The 14,593-nt window shown below is 49.9% G+C and carries 15 protein-coding genes and 1 riboswitch; of the genes, 6 read left to right on the forward strand and 9 right to left on the reverse strand.

Annotated features, from left to right (window positions below; all coding sequences use genetic code 11):
- Positions 1 to 49 precede the first annotated feature (49 nt).
- From Q6A92_RS10130 to menB, 5 genes are all read right to left on the reverse strand, one after another.
- Positions 50 to 340, reverse strand: a complete 291-nt coding sequence (locus Q6A92_RS10130) for a thiamine-binding protein (RefSeq protein ID WP_274397672.1) — start codon at positions 338 to 340, stop codon at positions 50 to 52.
- Between the two features lie 377 nt (positions 341 to 717).
- On the reverse strand, positions 718 to 1,368 hold the full coding sequence (locus Q6A92_RS10135; RefSeq protein WP_332238043.1) for a phosphatase PAP2 family protein: 651 nt from the start codon (positions 1,366 to 1,368) through the stop codon (positions 718 to 720).
- A gap of 132 nt (positions 1,369 to 1,500) precedes the next feature.
- On the reverse strand, positions 1,501 to 1,818 hold the full coding sequence (locus Q6A92_RS10140) for a hypothetical protein (protein ID WP_274397674.1): 318 nt from the start codon (positions 1,816 to 1,818) through the stop codon (positions 1,501 to 1,503).
- A gap of 70 nt (positions 1,819 to 1,888) precedes the next feature.
- Positions 1,889 to 3,391 carry an o-succinylbenzoate--CoA ligase gene (locus Q6A92_RS10145; RefSeq protein ID WP_332238044.1) on the reverse strand — a complete coding sequence of 501 codons (1,503 nt, stop codon included), beginning with the start codon at positions 3,389 to 3,391 and terminating at the stop codon, positions 1,889 to 1,891.
- A 273-nt stretch (positions 3,392 to 3,664) separates the two neighbouring features.
- A complete protein-coding gene (gene menB, locus Q6A92_RS10150; RefSeq protein ID WP_274397676.1) occupies positions 3,665 to 4,486 on the reverse strand; it encodes a 1,4-dihydroxy-2-naphthoyl-CoA synthase in 822 nt (273 codons plus the stop codon).
- Positions 4,487 to 5,060: 574 nt separating this feature from the next.
- Between menB and fabL the strand changes: the two genes are divergently transcribed.
- Positions 5,061 to 5,816: an enoyl-[acyl-carrier-protein] reductase FabL gene (gene fabL / locus Q6A92_RS10155; RefSeq protein WP_274397677.1), complete on the forward strand. Its 756-nt coding sequence runs from the start codon at positions 5,061 to 5,063 to the stop codon at positions 5,814 to 5,816.
- Positions 5,817 to 6,185: 369 nt separating this feature from the next.
- Here the strand turns inward: fabL and Q6A92_RS10160 are convergent, their stop codons facing one another.
- Positions 6,186 to 6,740 carry a superoxide dismutase family protein gene (locus Q6A92_RS10160; RefSeq protein WP_274397678.1) on the reverse strand — a complete coding sequence of 185 codons (555 nt, stop codon included), beginning with the start codon at positions 6,738 to 6,740 and terminating at the stop codon, positions 6,186 to 6,188.
- 626 nt (positions 6,741 to 7,366) lie between these two features.
- On the opposite strand from Q6A92_RS10160, the gene Q6A92_RS10165 reads away from it, so the two are divergent.
- Positions 7,367 to 7,615 carry a hypothetical protein gene (locus Q6A92_RS10165; RefSeq protein ID WP_332238045.1) on the forward strand — a complete coding sequence of 83 codons (249 nt, stop codon included), beginning with the start codon at positions 7,367 to 7,369 and terminating at the stop codon, positions 7,613 to 7,615.
- A gap of 139 nt (positions 7,616 to 7,754) precedes the next feature.
- Here the strand turns inward: Q6A92_RS10165 and Q6A92_RS10170 are convergent, their stop codons facing one another.
- A complete protein-coding gene (locus tag Q6A92_RS10170) occupies positions 7,755 to 8,264 on the reverse strand; it encodes an NUDIX hydrolase (protein WP_332238046.1) in 510 nt (169 codons plus the stop codon).
- 193 nt (positions 8,265 to 8,457) lie between these two features.
- Between Q6A92_RS10170 and Q6A92_RS10175 the strand changes: the two genes are divergently transcribed.
- The 3 genes from Q6A92_RS10175 to Q6A92_RS10185 all read left to right on the forward strand — a co-directional run bounded on the left by Q6A92_RS10175 (position 8,458) and on the right by Q6A92_RS10185 (position 11,109).
- A complete protein-coding gene (locus tag Q6A92_RS10175) occupies positions 8,458 to 8,739 on the forward strand; it encodes a YdbC family protein (protein WP_332238047.1) in 282 nt (93 codons plus the stop codon).
- A 313-nt stretch (positions 8,740 to 9,052) separates the two neighbouring features.
- Positions 9,053 to 9,967, forward strand: a complete 915-nt coding sequence (locus Q6A92_RS10180) for a 1,4-dihydroxy-2-naphthoate polyprenyltransferase (protein WP_274397682.1) — start codon at positions 9,053 to 9,055, stop codon at positions 9,965 to 9,967.
- A 138-nt stretch (positions 9,968 to 10,105) separates the two neighbouring features.
- Positions 10,106 to 10,234, forward strand: a riboswitch (FMN riboswitch).
- A gap of 269 nt (positions 10,235 to 10,503) precedes the next feature.
- A complete protein-coding gene (locus Q6A92_RS10185) occupies positions 10,504 to 11,109 on the forward strand; it encodes an ECF transporter S component (RefSeq protein WP_443029718.1) in 606 nt (201 codons plus the stop codon).
- Between the two features lie 285 nt (positions 11,110 to 11,394).
- On the opposite strand, the gene Q6A92_RS10190 is transcribed toward Q6A92_RS10185, so the two are convergent.
- Entirely contained in the window at positions 11,395 to 11,910 is a 516-nt protein-coding gene (locus Q6A92_RS10190) for an acyl-CoA thioesterase (RefSeq protein WP_332238049.1), read from the reverse strand.
- A 371-nt stretch (positions 11,911 to 12,281) separates the two neighbouring features.
- Here Q6A92_RS10190 and Q6A92_RS10195 point away from each other — a divergent pair, with 371 nt between their 5' ends.
- Positions 12,282 to 13,196 carry a 3D domain-containing protein gene (locus Q6A92_RS10195; protein WP_332238052.1) on the forward strand — a complete coding sequence of 305 codons (915 nt, stop codon included), beginning with the start codon at positions 12,282 to 12,284 and terminating at the stop codon, positions 13,194 to 13,196.
- A 275-nt stretch (positions 13,197 to 13,471) separates the two neighbouring features.
- Here Q6A92_RS10195 and Q6A92_RS10200 read toward each other — a convergent pair whose 3' ends face one another.
- Positions 13,472 to 14,575 (reverse strand): D-alanine--D-alanine ligase, encoded by a 1,104-nt coding sequence (locus Q6A92_RS10200; protein WP_274397686.1) that lies wholly within the window; start codon positions 14,573 to 14,575, stop codon positions 13,472 to 13,474.
- Between the last annotated feature and the right edge of the window lie 18 nt (positions 14,576 to 14,593).

Genomic DNA, 14,593 nt, shown 5'->3' on the forward strand with positions numbered 1-14,593 from the left:
TTTCAGCGGCCTGAGAGCTGCCGAAATTTTTCTTATTTCTCCGGTCCGTTTAGTTCCGGTACTTGCCGACTTTTTCTTCGATCGATGTCCCCTGGGGGCGGAAATGGATCTTTACCTCGGCGCCCACTTCATCGGCTCCTGCGGCGATCGTCGCATAGATGGTCTTCTTGACGACCTCCAGCAGATCGTCGAGCTCCCCTTCCATGACGGTCTCCAGGGCGTCAACTTCATAGCGGACACCTGATTGCTGAATGGCTTCGATCGCCTTATCCACCAATGCATACGTGTCCTTTTCCTTTGAAAAAGGCAGAATTTGCAGTCCGACATTTGTCTGCGGCATGATTGCACTTCCTTTGGATGGAAATTTTTTTTGCAAGCGGCGATAAAACTGACGGGCAACAATATCATCGTTCGGCGGACAGCAGCATTTTTCCGAAACGGCGACGCTTTCTCTGGTTCTGAAATCACTGATCAGCGCGGAAATAAATTCAGGCCCCCGCGGCGGCCGAAAATCGACTGCCTGCTTTTTTGCCGGAACTGAACCCGCATTTCCGTGTTTTTATAACGCCATGAGAAATCCTGATGTTAAGCTATTTCCGGATCATTATAACTAGTATAATTTTATACCAATGAGGAAGAGGTGTTAAGTCAGAAATCTTTTACTGCTGCGGATTTTTGGCCACTAGAGATCCGAGGCTGAAACCGGCGGCGGATGATTCATCCCCCGTCTCGCCTTGCCGGAGCATGAATCGTAAGCTGGATCAGCGCGCAGGCGGCAACCACGGCACCCCCCGCACAATAACCGGCAAAAACATCGCTGAAATAATGAACGCGCAGCAAGGGCCTGCTGAAACCGATCAGAAGGATCATGATCAGACAAAGCGCAGTCCAGACAATCTTCAGCCGGACGGACCGGATCAGCGGAACCAGCAGCAGAATCAGGAGACCGTATACGGTAAGCGCATTCATCGCATGGCCGCTCGGAAAACTGTATCCGGATTCAGCAACCAGATGCGGCAGAGGCGGCCGGCTTCTCATGATCCAGTTTTTGAGAAGAGTATTCAGGACCCGTTCCGCAAGATAAGCAGCCGGCAAGATCACAGCGGACGAGTAGCGTCTCTTATACAGCAGAAAGGCTGTACCGATTGCCACGATAAAAAACAACAGCCGGCCGGCTCCGAACCGGGTCAGTTCCGCAAAAAAAGCAACCATCGGAGCCGATCGAAGCGGATTGAGAGACTGGAGCAGTGCATTGTCTGCCTGACGAATGGCGGAGGTACGGACCGCCGGAACGAGCAACAGAAACAAGGTCACGGACAGCGCCAGCACAAAAAGCCATCCGGACACGGATTGCCGCCTGCTTTTCAAGAGTTTTCCGCCTCCCTCAGCAATTTTTAATTTTTTAACGCCGTCGCGATAGTGTCGCGAGGCAGTTCAGGACTGAGAATCGGAGCCTCTGTCCGCGCCCGCAAAAGCGTCGGCCAATGTTGGCCGCTTGATTCACGCTTTTTCGTTTTTTACCGCCATTTTTATTTTATAATAATTTTCCTGTGTCAGCGTCACGGACTTTTTTATATTGTCCGCTGCCTCCCGTGCCCTTTCCCGTTTTTTAAAAAAGTCGAGTTGAACGGCAGAGAGGTTCTGAGTCAGCTGATGCTTTTCCTCAGCGATTTTCTCCGACTGCTCACGTATCTTTTCGGCCGTTTTTGCAATCTTTCCCATCGAACCGTTCATCAGTTTCGCTGTTTTAGCCAATGATATAATGAACAGCACAATCGTTATGATAAAAAGCGCCAGACTAAAATAAACCATCATCATCCTCTTCGCCTCTTTCATCTTTTCTTCCGGGCACAGGAAACCGTTCTGGCTTATCATACCCCAATATCGCTCAAAAATCATTGCCAGGAATGAAAGTTTTCGGGAGAAAATCGATAAGCTTTCTCCTCATAAGTTTCCGGGATGCGTTCCTCGGCAGCCGGTCCAGAGGCTGAATCCGGACAGGAAGCTTATATCTGGCCAGCTTTGTGCCGCAGTAATCGAGAATCTCTTTCTCTGAAAATATAAATCCTTTTTTGATCACGACAAAGGCATAGGGAACCGCTCCCCATTTCTTATCGGTAATGCCGACGACTCCGGCCTCCTCAACGGCCGGATGGCCGAGCAGCACCGATTCGATTTCAGCCGGGTAGACATTCTCGCCGCCCGAAATAATTAAATCCCGGCGCCTGTCGAGAACATACAAAAAGCCGTCCTGATCCAGATAACCGATATCCCCCGTATACAGCCATCCGTCTCTGATCGCCTGTTCCGTCGCATCGGGAAGGCACCAGTAACCGGGTGTCACATTCGGACCCCGCGCGACAATTTCGCCCGGCTGATTCGGATCTCTGTCCTTTCCGTCGGCAACGATCCGGATTTCCGACGGAAACAGCGGTTTACCGGCGGAACCGATTTTCGTAAACATGTATTCCGGCGGCAGGGTAACGATCTGCGAAGCCGTTTCCGTTAATCCGTATGTCTGAAAAACCGGAATCTGTTTTTCTTTGCAGCGGTCCAGAAGCGGAAGCGGGGCCGGGCCGCCGCCGAGCAGCATGCAGCGAAATGTTTCCGGATAGCGGGCCTCCCCCGCATCGTCCAGCATGCGCCGCAGCATATTGGCTACAACCGACATCATGGTCACGCCGTTTGAACAGATCTGCCGATTGGCTTCATGAGCATTAAATTTGGCGGACAGCACCACCGTCATGCCGTAAATCACATTTTTCATTAAGATGGAGAGCCCGCTTACATGAAAAAGCGGAACGCAGCAGAGCCATTTATCATTTTCGTTGAGTCCGAGATTGAGCAGCGAACCGGCCGCGCTCCACCAGTGATTTCCGTAAGTCAGCACCACGCCTTTCGGATGGCCTGTCGTTCCGGAAGTGTAAACGATCGTACAGGGCCTGTCCAGATCAAATGTCCCGTTTATCTCGCACGACATTTTCGGCCGGCTTTGCACGTCCGCCATCGTCAGCAGCGTACAGGGCGCTTTGTCCGCAATCTTTTCCGCGAGAGAAAGAAAAGCCCGGTCCGAAATCAGCCACTTTGCTCCGCAGTCGCGCAGCTGCCAGGCTGCCTCTTCCGGATTCAGCCGGTTATTCAGCGGGACACTGACCGCCCCGGCGGCACTGATCGCATGGTAGAAGCCGACCAGTTCCACGCTGCTTTCACTTAACAAAGCAACTTTGTCATTTTGCCCAATGCCGGCCGTCCGCAGCTGCCGGGCAATATCCGCCGTTAATTGAAAAAGCGTACGGAAACTGACCGTCTCCCGGTCCGTTTCAAGCGCCGTGCGGTCCGGAGTCAGTTCGGCACGGCGCCTCAGCCAGTTCGGCATGATCGTTTTCGTCATCGATATCTCCTCCTTTCCGTGTGCTTCAAAACTCCGCAAAAACCGTCCGTCTCTTTCAGCCGGACGGAAAAGCGGCTCCCTTTTCAGGTGAAGGTACCGAAAAATTCGGGCCGAAAAGGGAAAGAAGCGGGGCGCCCGGATACAGGCGGCCCGCTTTACCTTTTTATCCACATTATATTGATGGAAACCTCTATGATCTTTAGAACGTTCTACTTCTTCAGCGGCTGCCTTTCAGCGGAAGCGAATTCATTTAAAGATCGGAAATCGGCAGATTTACGGAAACTTCGGGAATTTGCTGAAGTCGGGATCGCGTTTCTCTTTGAAGGCGTCCCGCCCTTCCTTCGCTTCATCCGTCGTATAATAAAGCAGCGTCGCGTCGCCGCCCAGCTGCTGCAGGCCGGCAAGCCCGTCCGTATCGGCATTGAAAGAGGCTTTGAGGAAACGGAGTGCCGTTGCACTCTTTGAAAGCATTTCTTTCGCCCACTGGACTGTTTCCTCCTCCAGATTTTCAAGCGGGACAACCGTATTGACGAGTCCCATCTCAAGAGCCTGCTGTGCATTGTACTGCCGGCAGAGATACCAGATTTCACGGGCCTTCTTATGGCCGACAATCCGTGCCAGATAGCCGGCACCGTATCCGGCATCGAAACTTCCGACTTTCGGTCCGGTTTGTCCGAAAACAGCATTGTCGGCAGCAATGGTCAGATCGCAGACAACCTGCAGGACATTGCCGCCGCCGATCGCATAACCCGCTACCATCGCGATAACCGGCTTGGGCATCACACGGATCAAATGCTGCAGATCAAGCACATTCAGGCGCGGAATATGATCGCTTCCGACATAACCGCCGTTCCCGCGGACTTTCTGGTCGCCGCCCGAACAGAATGCCTTTGTCCCGGCTCCCGTCAGAATGATAACGCCGATACTGGCATCGTCGCGCGCTCTCGAAAACGCGTCAATCATTTCTATGACTGTTTTCGGTGTAAATGCATTGCGGACCTGAGGCCGGTTGATTGTTATTTTAGCAATCCCTTCATAGGCTTCAAAAATGATTTCGTCATAAGGCTTAATGGTCTTCCACTCAAAAGACGACATCGATAAACGCTTCCTCTCAATGATCTGATCTAGGATTACCACTCATACGCCAAACATTTGATTGAACAGCCGAAATGTCAGTGTGCCGCCCGATTCATTTATTAACTGCACCTTAACTGACTGACCGGGGGCACATGCTTTATTTTATCATACACGAACGATTTCCGACGGTATTTTTGCTCTCCGGCCCGAATTTTCCGTTTCTCTTCCGAAATCATTAACGGCCTCCGCAAGGTGAAACGCTTAAAATGTTTTCCTGTGAATGAATCCGGCCGGGCGGCGCTGGTACGGCCCGGTCTTTCCCCCTCGGCCGGGCGAAAGAAAGAAGGCTTCTTATTCCAAATGCAGGCTGCCTCAAATGAATGCATGAAGAACAGCGGCCTTATGCTTCACTCCTACTATAAAATAAAAGTGGTGCAGAGAGTACCGTCGTACTTCTCTACACCATTAAGGTTAGTATGTTTTAATGGATGATATAGACGATTGAATCGGAATTTGACAGGGGGGTTCTTGCTGCACTTTTGCAGACTCTGTTATACTAAAGTGAGCTGAAAAGGGTACAGGGGGCCAGGAAATGAATCATAAAGTTGTTTTGGTTACCGGCGGAACACGCGGCATCGGGAAAGCCGTTGCGGAAAAATTTGCGCAGAACGGATACGACCTCATTCTGAATTACGCGCGCAAAAGTTCGAACGCCGAAGAGACAAAACGCGCAATTGAAGGGCGCTATGGCGTCACCGTCAAGATTGTAAAAGCCAATATCGGCGAACTGGAGCAGATCAATCATCTGTTCGACAGCGCCGAAGCGGCGTTCGGAAGGCTGGATGCTTTTATAAACAATGCGGCATCCGGCGTACAGCGCCCGGTCATGGAGATTGAAGAGAAACACTGGGACTGGACACAGGACATTAATGCAAAAGCCTATTTATTCGCGGCACAAAGAGCAGCCAGGCTAATGAACAAGACGGGCGGGGGGCATATCGTCGCGCTCTCAAGCCTCGGAGCGGTCCGGGCCCTTCCTAATTACGCCGTGGTCGGCGTATCTAAAGCGGCTGTCGAAGCAATCACACGCTATCTTGCCGTTGAACTGGCGCCCATGAACATCACGGTGAATACGGTTTCGGGAGGTGCCGTCGATACCGACGCCCTGAAACATTTCCCGAACCGCACGGAATTGCTTGAACAGGCCGCAAGACGCAATCCTGCCGGACGAATCGTCGAACCGGAAGATCTGGCAGAGGCCGTTTATTTTCTCTGCACGCCTCAGGCATTCATGATCCGCGGGCAAACGATTACAGTCGACGGCGGCCTCTCGCTGCTTGCGCAGTAAACCGCACCATTCTGTAAAAGGAACGGACGCTCTTTTATTTTTTTGATTTGAAGCCGTTTGAAACGGACTTTTTCAAAAGATAGCCGCAAATGAAGGGCGAGAGGGAGGAGCATTTCCCCTCTCGTCTTTTCATTTCCTATCCTGAAAAAAAATGCAGAAAAAATCGCCGATTTCATTTAAGAGGGTTGGAAAAAGTCGCGGTTGAACCCGGCTCGCCGGCGCTGGCTGACAACTTTCTGAAGAAAGTCCGAAAGAGGCCCACGCCAGGAGGAAAGGAAAGCCGGGCAACATCATAAAAAGAACCGGGCGGAATTTTTGTGCGAATTCCACTCGGTTCTTTGTTTTTAGGAGGCTTTTGAGACAGCCCCATCATTTTATGACGCCGCAAAGAACGCGGCTCCCGGCATTGCCCGACGGATCCGTCTGCTGATCGTCGCCGGCTTCATGGATGATCAAAGCAGAACCGTCCGCGTCTCTCAGAGAATTTTCTTTACCCTCTTCAAGCGTCACACGCGGATTGAAAATGACCGTCTTCACTTTTCCGTGACTGTCGGCAAAAATGTTCGGCATATCGCCGGCATGCGGGCCGAGAGGATTTTTCAATCCGTGCTGTTTGTGCTCCGGATTGAAATGGCCGCCCGCCGACATAAAGTCGGGCGGCGTACAGCTCCCGACCTCGTGAAAATGGATCGCATGAAGCCCCGGCCTGAGCCCTTCGGCCTGAAGTGCAACGCTGACTCCTTTTTCTGTTTCGGTAAGGACGGCTTCGCCCAGTTCTTCGCCCTTTCCGTCAATAAGCGGCACAATCAGCTTCTGACTCTGACTGCTCTTCGCATTGACCTCGTGTCCCCAGTGATTTTCATAGACGACAACGGCAAGGGCAAGCAGCGCACAAAACAAATAGAAAATCTTGCCGATATTCACCTTGATCAACCTCCTGCGCTTATCATGCGCAGTTTCGGCCTTTTTACTCGGCGGATGCGAAGGCTTCATCGGCCGGAGCCTATTTCTTCACCCCGGCGGCCCGTGACAGTTTACGGCTGTCAAAGTTTAAGGTACAGTCTCTATTTAATAACTGAACCGATGAGTATAATAAAATTAGTATATGAATTTTGCAAGTTTATTTTAGGATTCGAGTATCCTTTGGCTCATCCGGATCTGATTATTCGCACTTATTGATTCCAGTCCGTTTACTGTCGATTTTTGGCCGTTACTGTCGATCTGCCGCGCTTATTTTGCACTCTACTAATGATAAGCGGCGCCCTATTGTCGCTAGCCGGCATTTTCCCGGCGATTTTTGCCATGATTCGTAGAAATACGGCGGGCCGGAGAAAAAGATCGGCCGTTTCCGCCGTTTACTGCCGCCCGTGCATGACTTCCCCTTTTTCGAAAGAATAAACCGCCGCCCGCATGAACATTGAGAGGAATATATTGCCACATGCAGAGCGACCGCTCTTCAGAAGAATCGATGGTCTTCGCGCCGCGGCCCGGCGGGATACATGAGTTGAGGCGGTACTCAGTTTTTAGAATCCGGGAAGGGAATGAATGGTATGAGAGCCATCTTGGAATTAATCCGTATTATAGCAATACTTTCCATCCTCGGCAGCTTAATGGGAACTTCTGTGAAATTAATATACGCGGGTTTTGGAATAAACGTAGATCATACCGGCGGTGCCTGGTTAGCAGGGTTATCAATTCTTACTTTGCTTTTTGTATTGTATAGAAATAAACTGCAATTTTCCGGATTTTACAAAGGAGCCGGCAAAGAAAAATTACCGAAAAAATTAGTCATTCTCTGATTTTTTGTTCAATAGCCATGTTAATTTTAGCGCCCTTTTTTCATTAAACGGATCAACAGGAATGGAGAAAAACCCGGCAGTTCCGGGATCCCCCCTAAACAAAAGTTTAACCGGGCCCTTATAAAAACGATCAAGGCAATTATGAAGGCCTCCCGGAATGTACAGCAGGCCCGGGAAGAGGCCGGATTTCAGAATGGACCACTGTGTCGCCGTGAAACGTACAATGATAGTCCGCCGGGCCCCGGCGCGCAATGTCAAGGACATCCTTCATAAAATAGCGCAGGGTCGGAACGGTTCCGAAGTTTGCTGCCGAGAGCAGCCATTTTTCTTTTTTCCATTCAAGAATTCCTTCTCTTGTCCTTTCCGGAGTCTCTAGTTCATCTTTATCGCCGATATCGGCCACAAAGACATACATTCCCTGTGCCTCTTCTTCATCAGGGTTCCAGGTCACTGTTCCCCGATAGACGGGGCGGCCGATTTTTAAACCGGTCTCTTCCCGGACTTCCCGGATCACGCATTCAGAGGGCGTCTCCCCCGGCTCCAGCTTGCCGCCGACTCCGTTCCACGCTCCCTGCCAGGGCGATTTTTCCCGATTAATCATTAAGATTTCATCCCGATATCTGATAAAGGCCAGTGTATAACGAAGCATGTTTCTCCCCCACCTCTCTGCCCGGGCTTTCTCATGCCGGACGGCCGGTACGCTTTTAGTGCCATTATAGCAAAATTATGACATGAAAGGTCTTTTCCGTCCTATTTCTGTGTATCCGCATTGACAGAACATCTGTTTGTGTTTAAACTGATATCAGAACATTTGTTCAAAAAAATTGATAGAGGTGATTGTTATGGCAGAAAAAAATTCAGAACTCCATTTCAGCATTATCCGGCATTTCGGCGTACTGGCTACGGAATCCGGAGGCTGGACAAAGGAACTGAACCTGGTCACCTGGAACGACCGGGATGCAAAATACGACATCAGAAGCTGGGCTCCCGGCAAGAAAAAGATGGGGCGGGGCATTACCCTGACCGGAGTCGAATGCAATGAGCTCCGGACCTTGCTGAACACGCGCTTTCCTCAGCCTTCCCGCACCTCCGAAGCAAGCATCCCTCCCTCCGTCAATCCGTAAAAGCGCTTCTTCATCCTTTCCATTCGTTAAACACGGAATCTGTACCCTGCCTTAAATACTCCCGGTAATTTCTCTCTTAACATCTACAATTTTTCCCAGACGGCTTTTATGAGACTTTTCCGCTGCTTTTTCTGCAAGTTCGCCCGGCAGCCGCCGTTTTGAATATTGACACATCGGGCCGATTTCCATAAACTGAAAAGAGGAATCTTGTCGATTTTGTCGAAAATCGGATTTTTGCGGCAGGTGGTTTTCCATAAACCGCTTGATCTATGCCGTCGGCCTGCCGGATAACTTTTACTGGGAGAGATTGCACATGGGCGAACAAATTCCGGAAAAAAACACAGGTTTCAGAAGATGGTGGAGCATGATGCGTCCGCACACACTTACGGCTTCATTTGTTCCCGTTACACTCGGAACCGCTCTGGCACTGCCTTCAGGGAAACTGAATATCCCGCTCTTTATTGCCATGCTTATTGCATCGATGCTGATACAGATTGCGACCAATCTGTTTAATGAGTATTTCGACTTTAAAAGGGGGCTGGATACGGCAGAATCCGTGGGAATCGGGGGAAGCATCGTCCGGGACGGGTTCCGCCCGAAAATGATTCTGGATCTGGCTCTCAGCCTCTGCTTTGCCGCCATGCTGATCGGTGTGTATATCTGCATTGAAAGCAGCTGGTGGATCGCTGCCGTCGGATCGGTCTGCATCCTGACCGGGTATCTGTATTCGGGCGGCCCCTATCCGATCGCTTATACCCCGTTTGGGGAACTGGTTTCCGGTCTGTTCATGGGTGTCTTTATTATCTGGATTTCATTCTTTATTCAGACGGAAACGCTGACGCTGAGCTGTATTCTTATTTCGATTCCAATCGGCATTCTGGTCGGCGGGATTAATATGGCGAACAATATCCGCGACCTGACCGGCGATAAGAAAAAAGGGCGGCGGACACTGCCCGTCCTGCTCGGGCGCCCGAAAGCGATTCATCTGCTGGCTTCCCTCTTTGCTTTTTCTTACCTCTGGATGATCGGTCTCATGGCCTTCCGCGTGGAATCCGCTTGGATTCTGATCGTGTTTGCGAGCCTTCCCAAGGCCATTCAGGCAACGAGGCTTTTTCACGGCAAAACGAAGTCCATCCAGCTGATGCCGGCAATGAAAGCAACCGCACAAATGCAGACTTTGTTCGGGTTCCTTCTCTCTCTTGGATTAGTGCTTGATCATTTTATCTGAGTAGCGGTGCGTCTCTGAACGGAGACGCTTTTTTTTATTTTCACCGGCCTTTATTCAACCGATCCTGCCGGTTTTTCTGAATGAAAGTATTGCCGGACTTTACAAAAAAAAGTATAATGAAGCTGTTAGCTGAATATGAGATTCCTTCAGGGCAGGGTGAAATTCCCGACCGGCGGTAATGGAATGTGTTCCAGAGTCCGCGAGCCGAAAGGTTGATCCGGTGAAAATCCGGAACCGACAGTACAGTCTGGATGGGAGAAGGATGATGTGCCGACGCATTTTTGCGTTTTAACGTGCATTTTCTTGAGAAAGGCTGCTTTTCCGCAGTGGAGCGGCGGCCCTTCGTTTTAAAAAAGCCCAAAGGAAAAATCCTTTGGGCTTTTTTGTCTCAACCGGGACCCTGCAGCCGGACCAGCCGCAGAAAAACGGCATCCGGTTTCTTAAAACCGGCAATGGGAAATGTCCGTGAATCAGGATCAAGAACGGAGTGCGCTTCACATCGTCCCCCAATTATAAAAAAATATGGGGTGATTATCTTGAAACAAGCATCATTAAAAAAATTGGTATTGGTTGCACTGCTGGCTACCATCGGTTTCCTGATCATGTTAATTGCTTTTCCGATTCCGATGATGCCGGGGTTTCTGACGCTGGACTTCAGCGATCTTCCGGCACTGATCGGTACACTTCTGCTTGGTCCGGGGGCCGGAGTCGCTATTGAGGCCATTAAAAACATTCTTCATGTTCTGCTCACAGGTTCGCTGACCGTCGTTCCGGTCGGGGAATTCGCCAACTTTTCGGCAGGATCGATACTGATCCTCGTTTCCTGGTATTTTTACCATAAAAGACCGTCGATTGCTTCGCTCGCAATCGGAATGGTTCTCGGAACTGTGATCATGACGGCGATCATGTCGGTTGCCAATTATTTTGTCATTTTCCCGGGATACGCCCTTTTCCTCGGATTCAGTGTGAATATGGCCGTATCCCAGGCCCAGGCCGTCAATCACGGCATTGACAGCCTGCTGACGCTGATCGTCTACAGTGTTATGCCGTTCAATATCATTAAGGGTGCCGCCTTGACCGTTCTGATGATTCCGGTCTACACGCGCCTCAGGAACTTTCTGCAGAAACGCAGTATCGTCTGACCGGAAGCTCGTCCGATCGGCATTATTATATAAAACCTGCATTCCCGTGTTTTTATACCAAGGTCATGAATAAGCCTGATATTAAGTGTTTTTGGAGCTATATCAACTTGTATGATTATACTGATTAAACAGAAGCATTTATCTGACAATCCTTTATCGGTGCTGCTTACAGATACCTTGTTATAATTTCCCGGGAATCCAGGTTAAAAGAGAGGGCATCTCTTCAGTCGGCTTTTCGACTTTGAGATGCCTTTTTTCGTTTCATAAATACCGATCAATCGGGACTCAACGATCCCACGGTTTTTTCAATGTCAGTCTCGACACAAAATTTCTTGTCTCGCTTCTCCTGTTCTGGCGATGAAGATAGCGTTTCTCCGCACTTTTGTACAGCATCTTCTCTTCGTCGCTTTCAGGAACCACTCCGGGAACCGGGATGGCCTTTCCATTTTCATCGACCGCAACAAAGGTCAGAAAACAAGTCGTACACAATGTGCGTTTCGCTGTCTTCAGTTCCTCTGTAATAATCTTTACGAAGACTTCCATGGACGTATGGTGTGTCCAAGTGACAATAGCCTCCAGGCAAACTGAAGATCCTGCTCTGATTGGGCACAGAAAATCTACTGAATCGATCGAAGCCGTAACAACCATTTGGCGGGCATGGCGCATCGCTGCGACTGCCCCGATGTTATCTACGTACATCATCAGCTTGCCGCCGAAAAACGTCCCATGGTTATTCGTGTCGCTTGGCATAACGTGCACAGACGTAACCGAACGCGACTCATTGACCTTTTTTTCCTCCATTTCCTTTCTCCCCCTGATCGCCGGTCTAATCCTGTGCCGGCTGTCAACAAATTTCATGATAAATAATAAAACAAGTCGATGTTAACCCAAAGTCGAAAAATATTCAACAGATTTCAAAAAATAATCCGTTTTGCTAGGCCCCAAAAAAGCAGCTTGCATGAGACACGCCGGCACATCTTTGGAAATCTTTACATAAAAAAAAGACGAAAAAAAAGTCAAAACAATCTTGACAAATTCACAAAACCGTATTCCATTGTTACAAAACTGTAATCTCGCTAAAACACGGATGAGATATTCAACGCTTACAATTACCAATGGATGTAAATCATTGCCTTTCAGGCGTGGTTTGCACAATAAGGAGGGTTACATTTATGAATATCATTGAAAGGCTGACGGCGGTGACCGGTCTCGCGGTGTGTATCGGTGTCCTGACACCGACAACCATCGCATTGGCCAAGACGAGCAGTACAAATGATAGTCACACGATGAAAACCGAAAGTACTGAATCAGCAGCTGTAGGATTTGCCGTAAAGGTTCCTCAGAAACAATCAGGCGGAAAGGACATTAATAATACCTTGAACACGCTCCGTAAAGGAGACAAAAGTCCATCCATTGCCAAACTTCAGGAGGAATTGAAACAACTCGGTTATTATCACGGCGAAATAAACGGAGTATTCGGAGATCTGACGCTTAAAGCGATAGACAGCTTTCAGGCAGATCAGAAACTATCCGGCAGCGGCGAAGCGAATACCGAAACGACGGCTTTGCTCTATAATATTTATTACCATCAGTCCCAGCTGAAAGCCGCTCAGGCTAAAGCCGCAGAAATAACACAGCAGGAAAAAGCGGCGGCCGAAGCCAAGGCTCGGCAGGCGGCGGCTCAGCAGCAGGCTCAGTCGAAGCAGGCGGCGGCTCCTGTTGCACAGGCAGCTCCCCAGCCTCAAAAGGCAGCCGTCCAAAGTGTGTCATACACACCCGGAGCTGCAGCACGGCAGGCTCCGAAACCGGCAGGCAATACTTTGACTGTTCTCGCTACGGGCTATGCGCTCAAAGGTCTGACGGCAACCGGAACGAATGTGGGCGGCAATTCAGGTGCGAAAGTCATTGCCGTTGATCCTTCCGTTATCCCTCTCGGTTCGAGAGTTGTCATACCGGGCTACGGCACATATATCGCGGCAGATACTGGCGGAAGCATCAGAGGCAACCGGATCGACGTCCATTTCCCGACGAAAGCTGCCGCACTGGCTTTTGGGCAAAGGACACTGACAATTACCGTTATTCATTAATTCACCGCCGGGCCATCGATGAACAGCATCTGTTCATCGATGGTTTTTGCATTCAGGCTTCATTGAGCAGCATTCAAAGTGCATTTTAAAAAGGGTGTCTTGATATCGGAAAATCGAGACACCCTTTTCTGTTTCATGAACACGCGTCAGGAACAGGCCCTGTATGATCCCCGCGCTTTTAACATATGCGCGTCAGCTTCATTTGCAGAAGCTTTCCCGGATTTCTCCGGCTCTCAAAAACAAGCCGCTCCTGTCTTTTTCCTCCACCCTCATGTTTACTCATCAATCCGATAGTGGATTTTCTGTTTCTCCCTGAATTTCTCAATGCCGAGATCGATCAGTTTTTCAATCAGATCCCGGTAAGATATCCCCGTATGCTGCCACAGCAGCGGAAACATGCTGAATTGAGTGAAACCCGGCATCGTGTTCACCTCGTTCAGGATGACACGATGATCCCCTTCCCGTATAAAAACATCGACTCTGGCCAAACCGGACAGATTCAAAGCGACAAAAGCCCTTTTTGCGACGTCTTCCAGCTCCGCCCTGACCTTGCCCGGCAGATCGGCCGGAATGATCAGCGTGCTCTTTCCTTCCTGATACTTCGACTGATAGTCATAGAAATCCGCCTCTCCGGTTTTTATTTCTCCCGGAACGGAGACAGAAAGGCTGTGATTGCCGATCACGCCGATTTCCACTTCGCGCCCGTCAATTTTTTCTTCGATGATCACCTTTGTGTCGAATCGGAAAGCTTCTTCCACCGCGGCAGAAAGGTCGGTTTCGCTGAGACATTGGCTGATCCCGACACTCGATCCGCAATTGGCGGGTTTCACAAAACACGGGTAGCCAATCGAATTTTTAACTTCAAGAATGACAGACGGGGCATCGCTTTCCCAGTCAAAACGAGGAACGGACAAATATTTGGGGCCCTGGATCCCATGTGCTGAAAAGACGTCCTTCATCAGCACTTTATCCATCCCGACACTTGATCCCGAAACTCCGGAACCGACATAAGCGATATTCAGCAGCTCAAACAGTCCCTGCACGGTTCCATCTTCGCCGTTAGGTCCGTGCAGCAGCGGGAAGACAACATCGGGCCGCTTATTAATGGCCGCAGCTGATGCAGATGGGGCGAGCCAGTGCTCCGCATTTGTTTCAAGCGTCTGATCTTCTTTAAGAAGCAGCTGATCCTTATATTCCAGTTTCTTTTTTATCTCGGATCCCGCAATCCACCGCCCGTCCTGCTGAATATAGACAGGAAGCACTCTGTATTTTTCCAGATCCATGGCGTTTATGACCGAATAAGCGGTTAAGAGTGAAATCTCATATTCCGTCGATCTGCCGCCGTAAAGCACAGCAACCGTTTTTTTTTCACTTGTCATCCTGATTTCCTCAATTCT

The sequence above is a fragment of the Sporolactobacillus sp. KGMB 08714 genome, assembly GCF_036598985.1.
GTDB lineage: Bacteria > Bacillota > Bacilli > Bacillales > Sporolactobacillaceae > Sporolactobacillus.

Coding starts and splice junctions, on each gene's coding strand:
- Q6A92_RS10145 (WP_332238044.1), bottom strand. CDS start 3,391: ATGACGAAAACGATCATGCCGAACTGGCTGAGGCGCCGTGCCGAACTG.
- Q6A92_RS10200 (WP_274397686.1), bottom strand. CDS start 14,575: ATGACAAGTGAAAAAAAAACGGTTGCTGTGCTTTACGGCGGCAGATCG.
- fabL (WP_274397677.1), top strand. CDS start 5,061: ATGAATCATAAAGTTGTTTTGGTTACCGGCGGAACACGCGGCATCGGG.
- Q6A92_RS10165 (WP_332238045.1), top strand. CDS start 7,367: ATGAGAGCCATCTTGGAATTAATCCGTATTATAGCAATACTTTCCATC.
- Q6A92_RS10195 (WP_332238052.1), top strand. CDS start 12,282: ATGAATATCATTGAAAGGCTGACGGCGGTGACCGGTCTCGCGGTGTGT.
- Q6A92_RS10180 (WP_274397682.1), top strand. CDS start 9,053: ATGGGCGAACAAATTCCGGAAAAAAACACAGGTTTCAGAAGATGGTGG.
- Q6A92_RS10170 (WP_332238046.1), bottom strand. CDS start 8,264: ATGCTTCGTTATACACTGGCCTTTATCAGATATCGGGATGAAATCTTA.
- Q6A92_RS10130 (WP_274397672.1), bottom strand. CDS start 340: ATGCCGCAGACAAATGTCGGACTGCAAATTCTGCCTTTTTCAAAGGAA.
- Q6A92_RS10140 (WP_274397674.1), bottom strand. CDS start 1,818: ATGATGATGGTTTATTTTAGTCTGGCGCTTTTTATCATAACGATTGTG.
- Q6A92_RS10190 (WP_332238049.1), bottom strand. CDS start 11,910: ATGGAGGAAAAAAAGGTCAATGAGTCGCGTTCGGTTACGTCTGTGCAC.
- Q6A92_RS10175 (WP_332238047.1), top strand. CDS start 8,458: ATGGCAGAAAAAAATTCAGAACTCCATTTCAGCATTATCCGGCATTTC.
- menB (WP_274397676.1), bottom strand. CDS start 4,486: ATGTCGTCTTTTGAGTGGAAGACCATTAAGCCTTATGACGAAATCATT.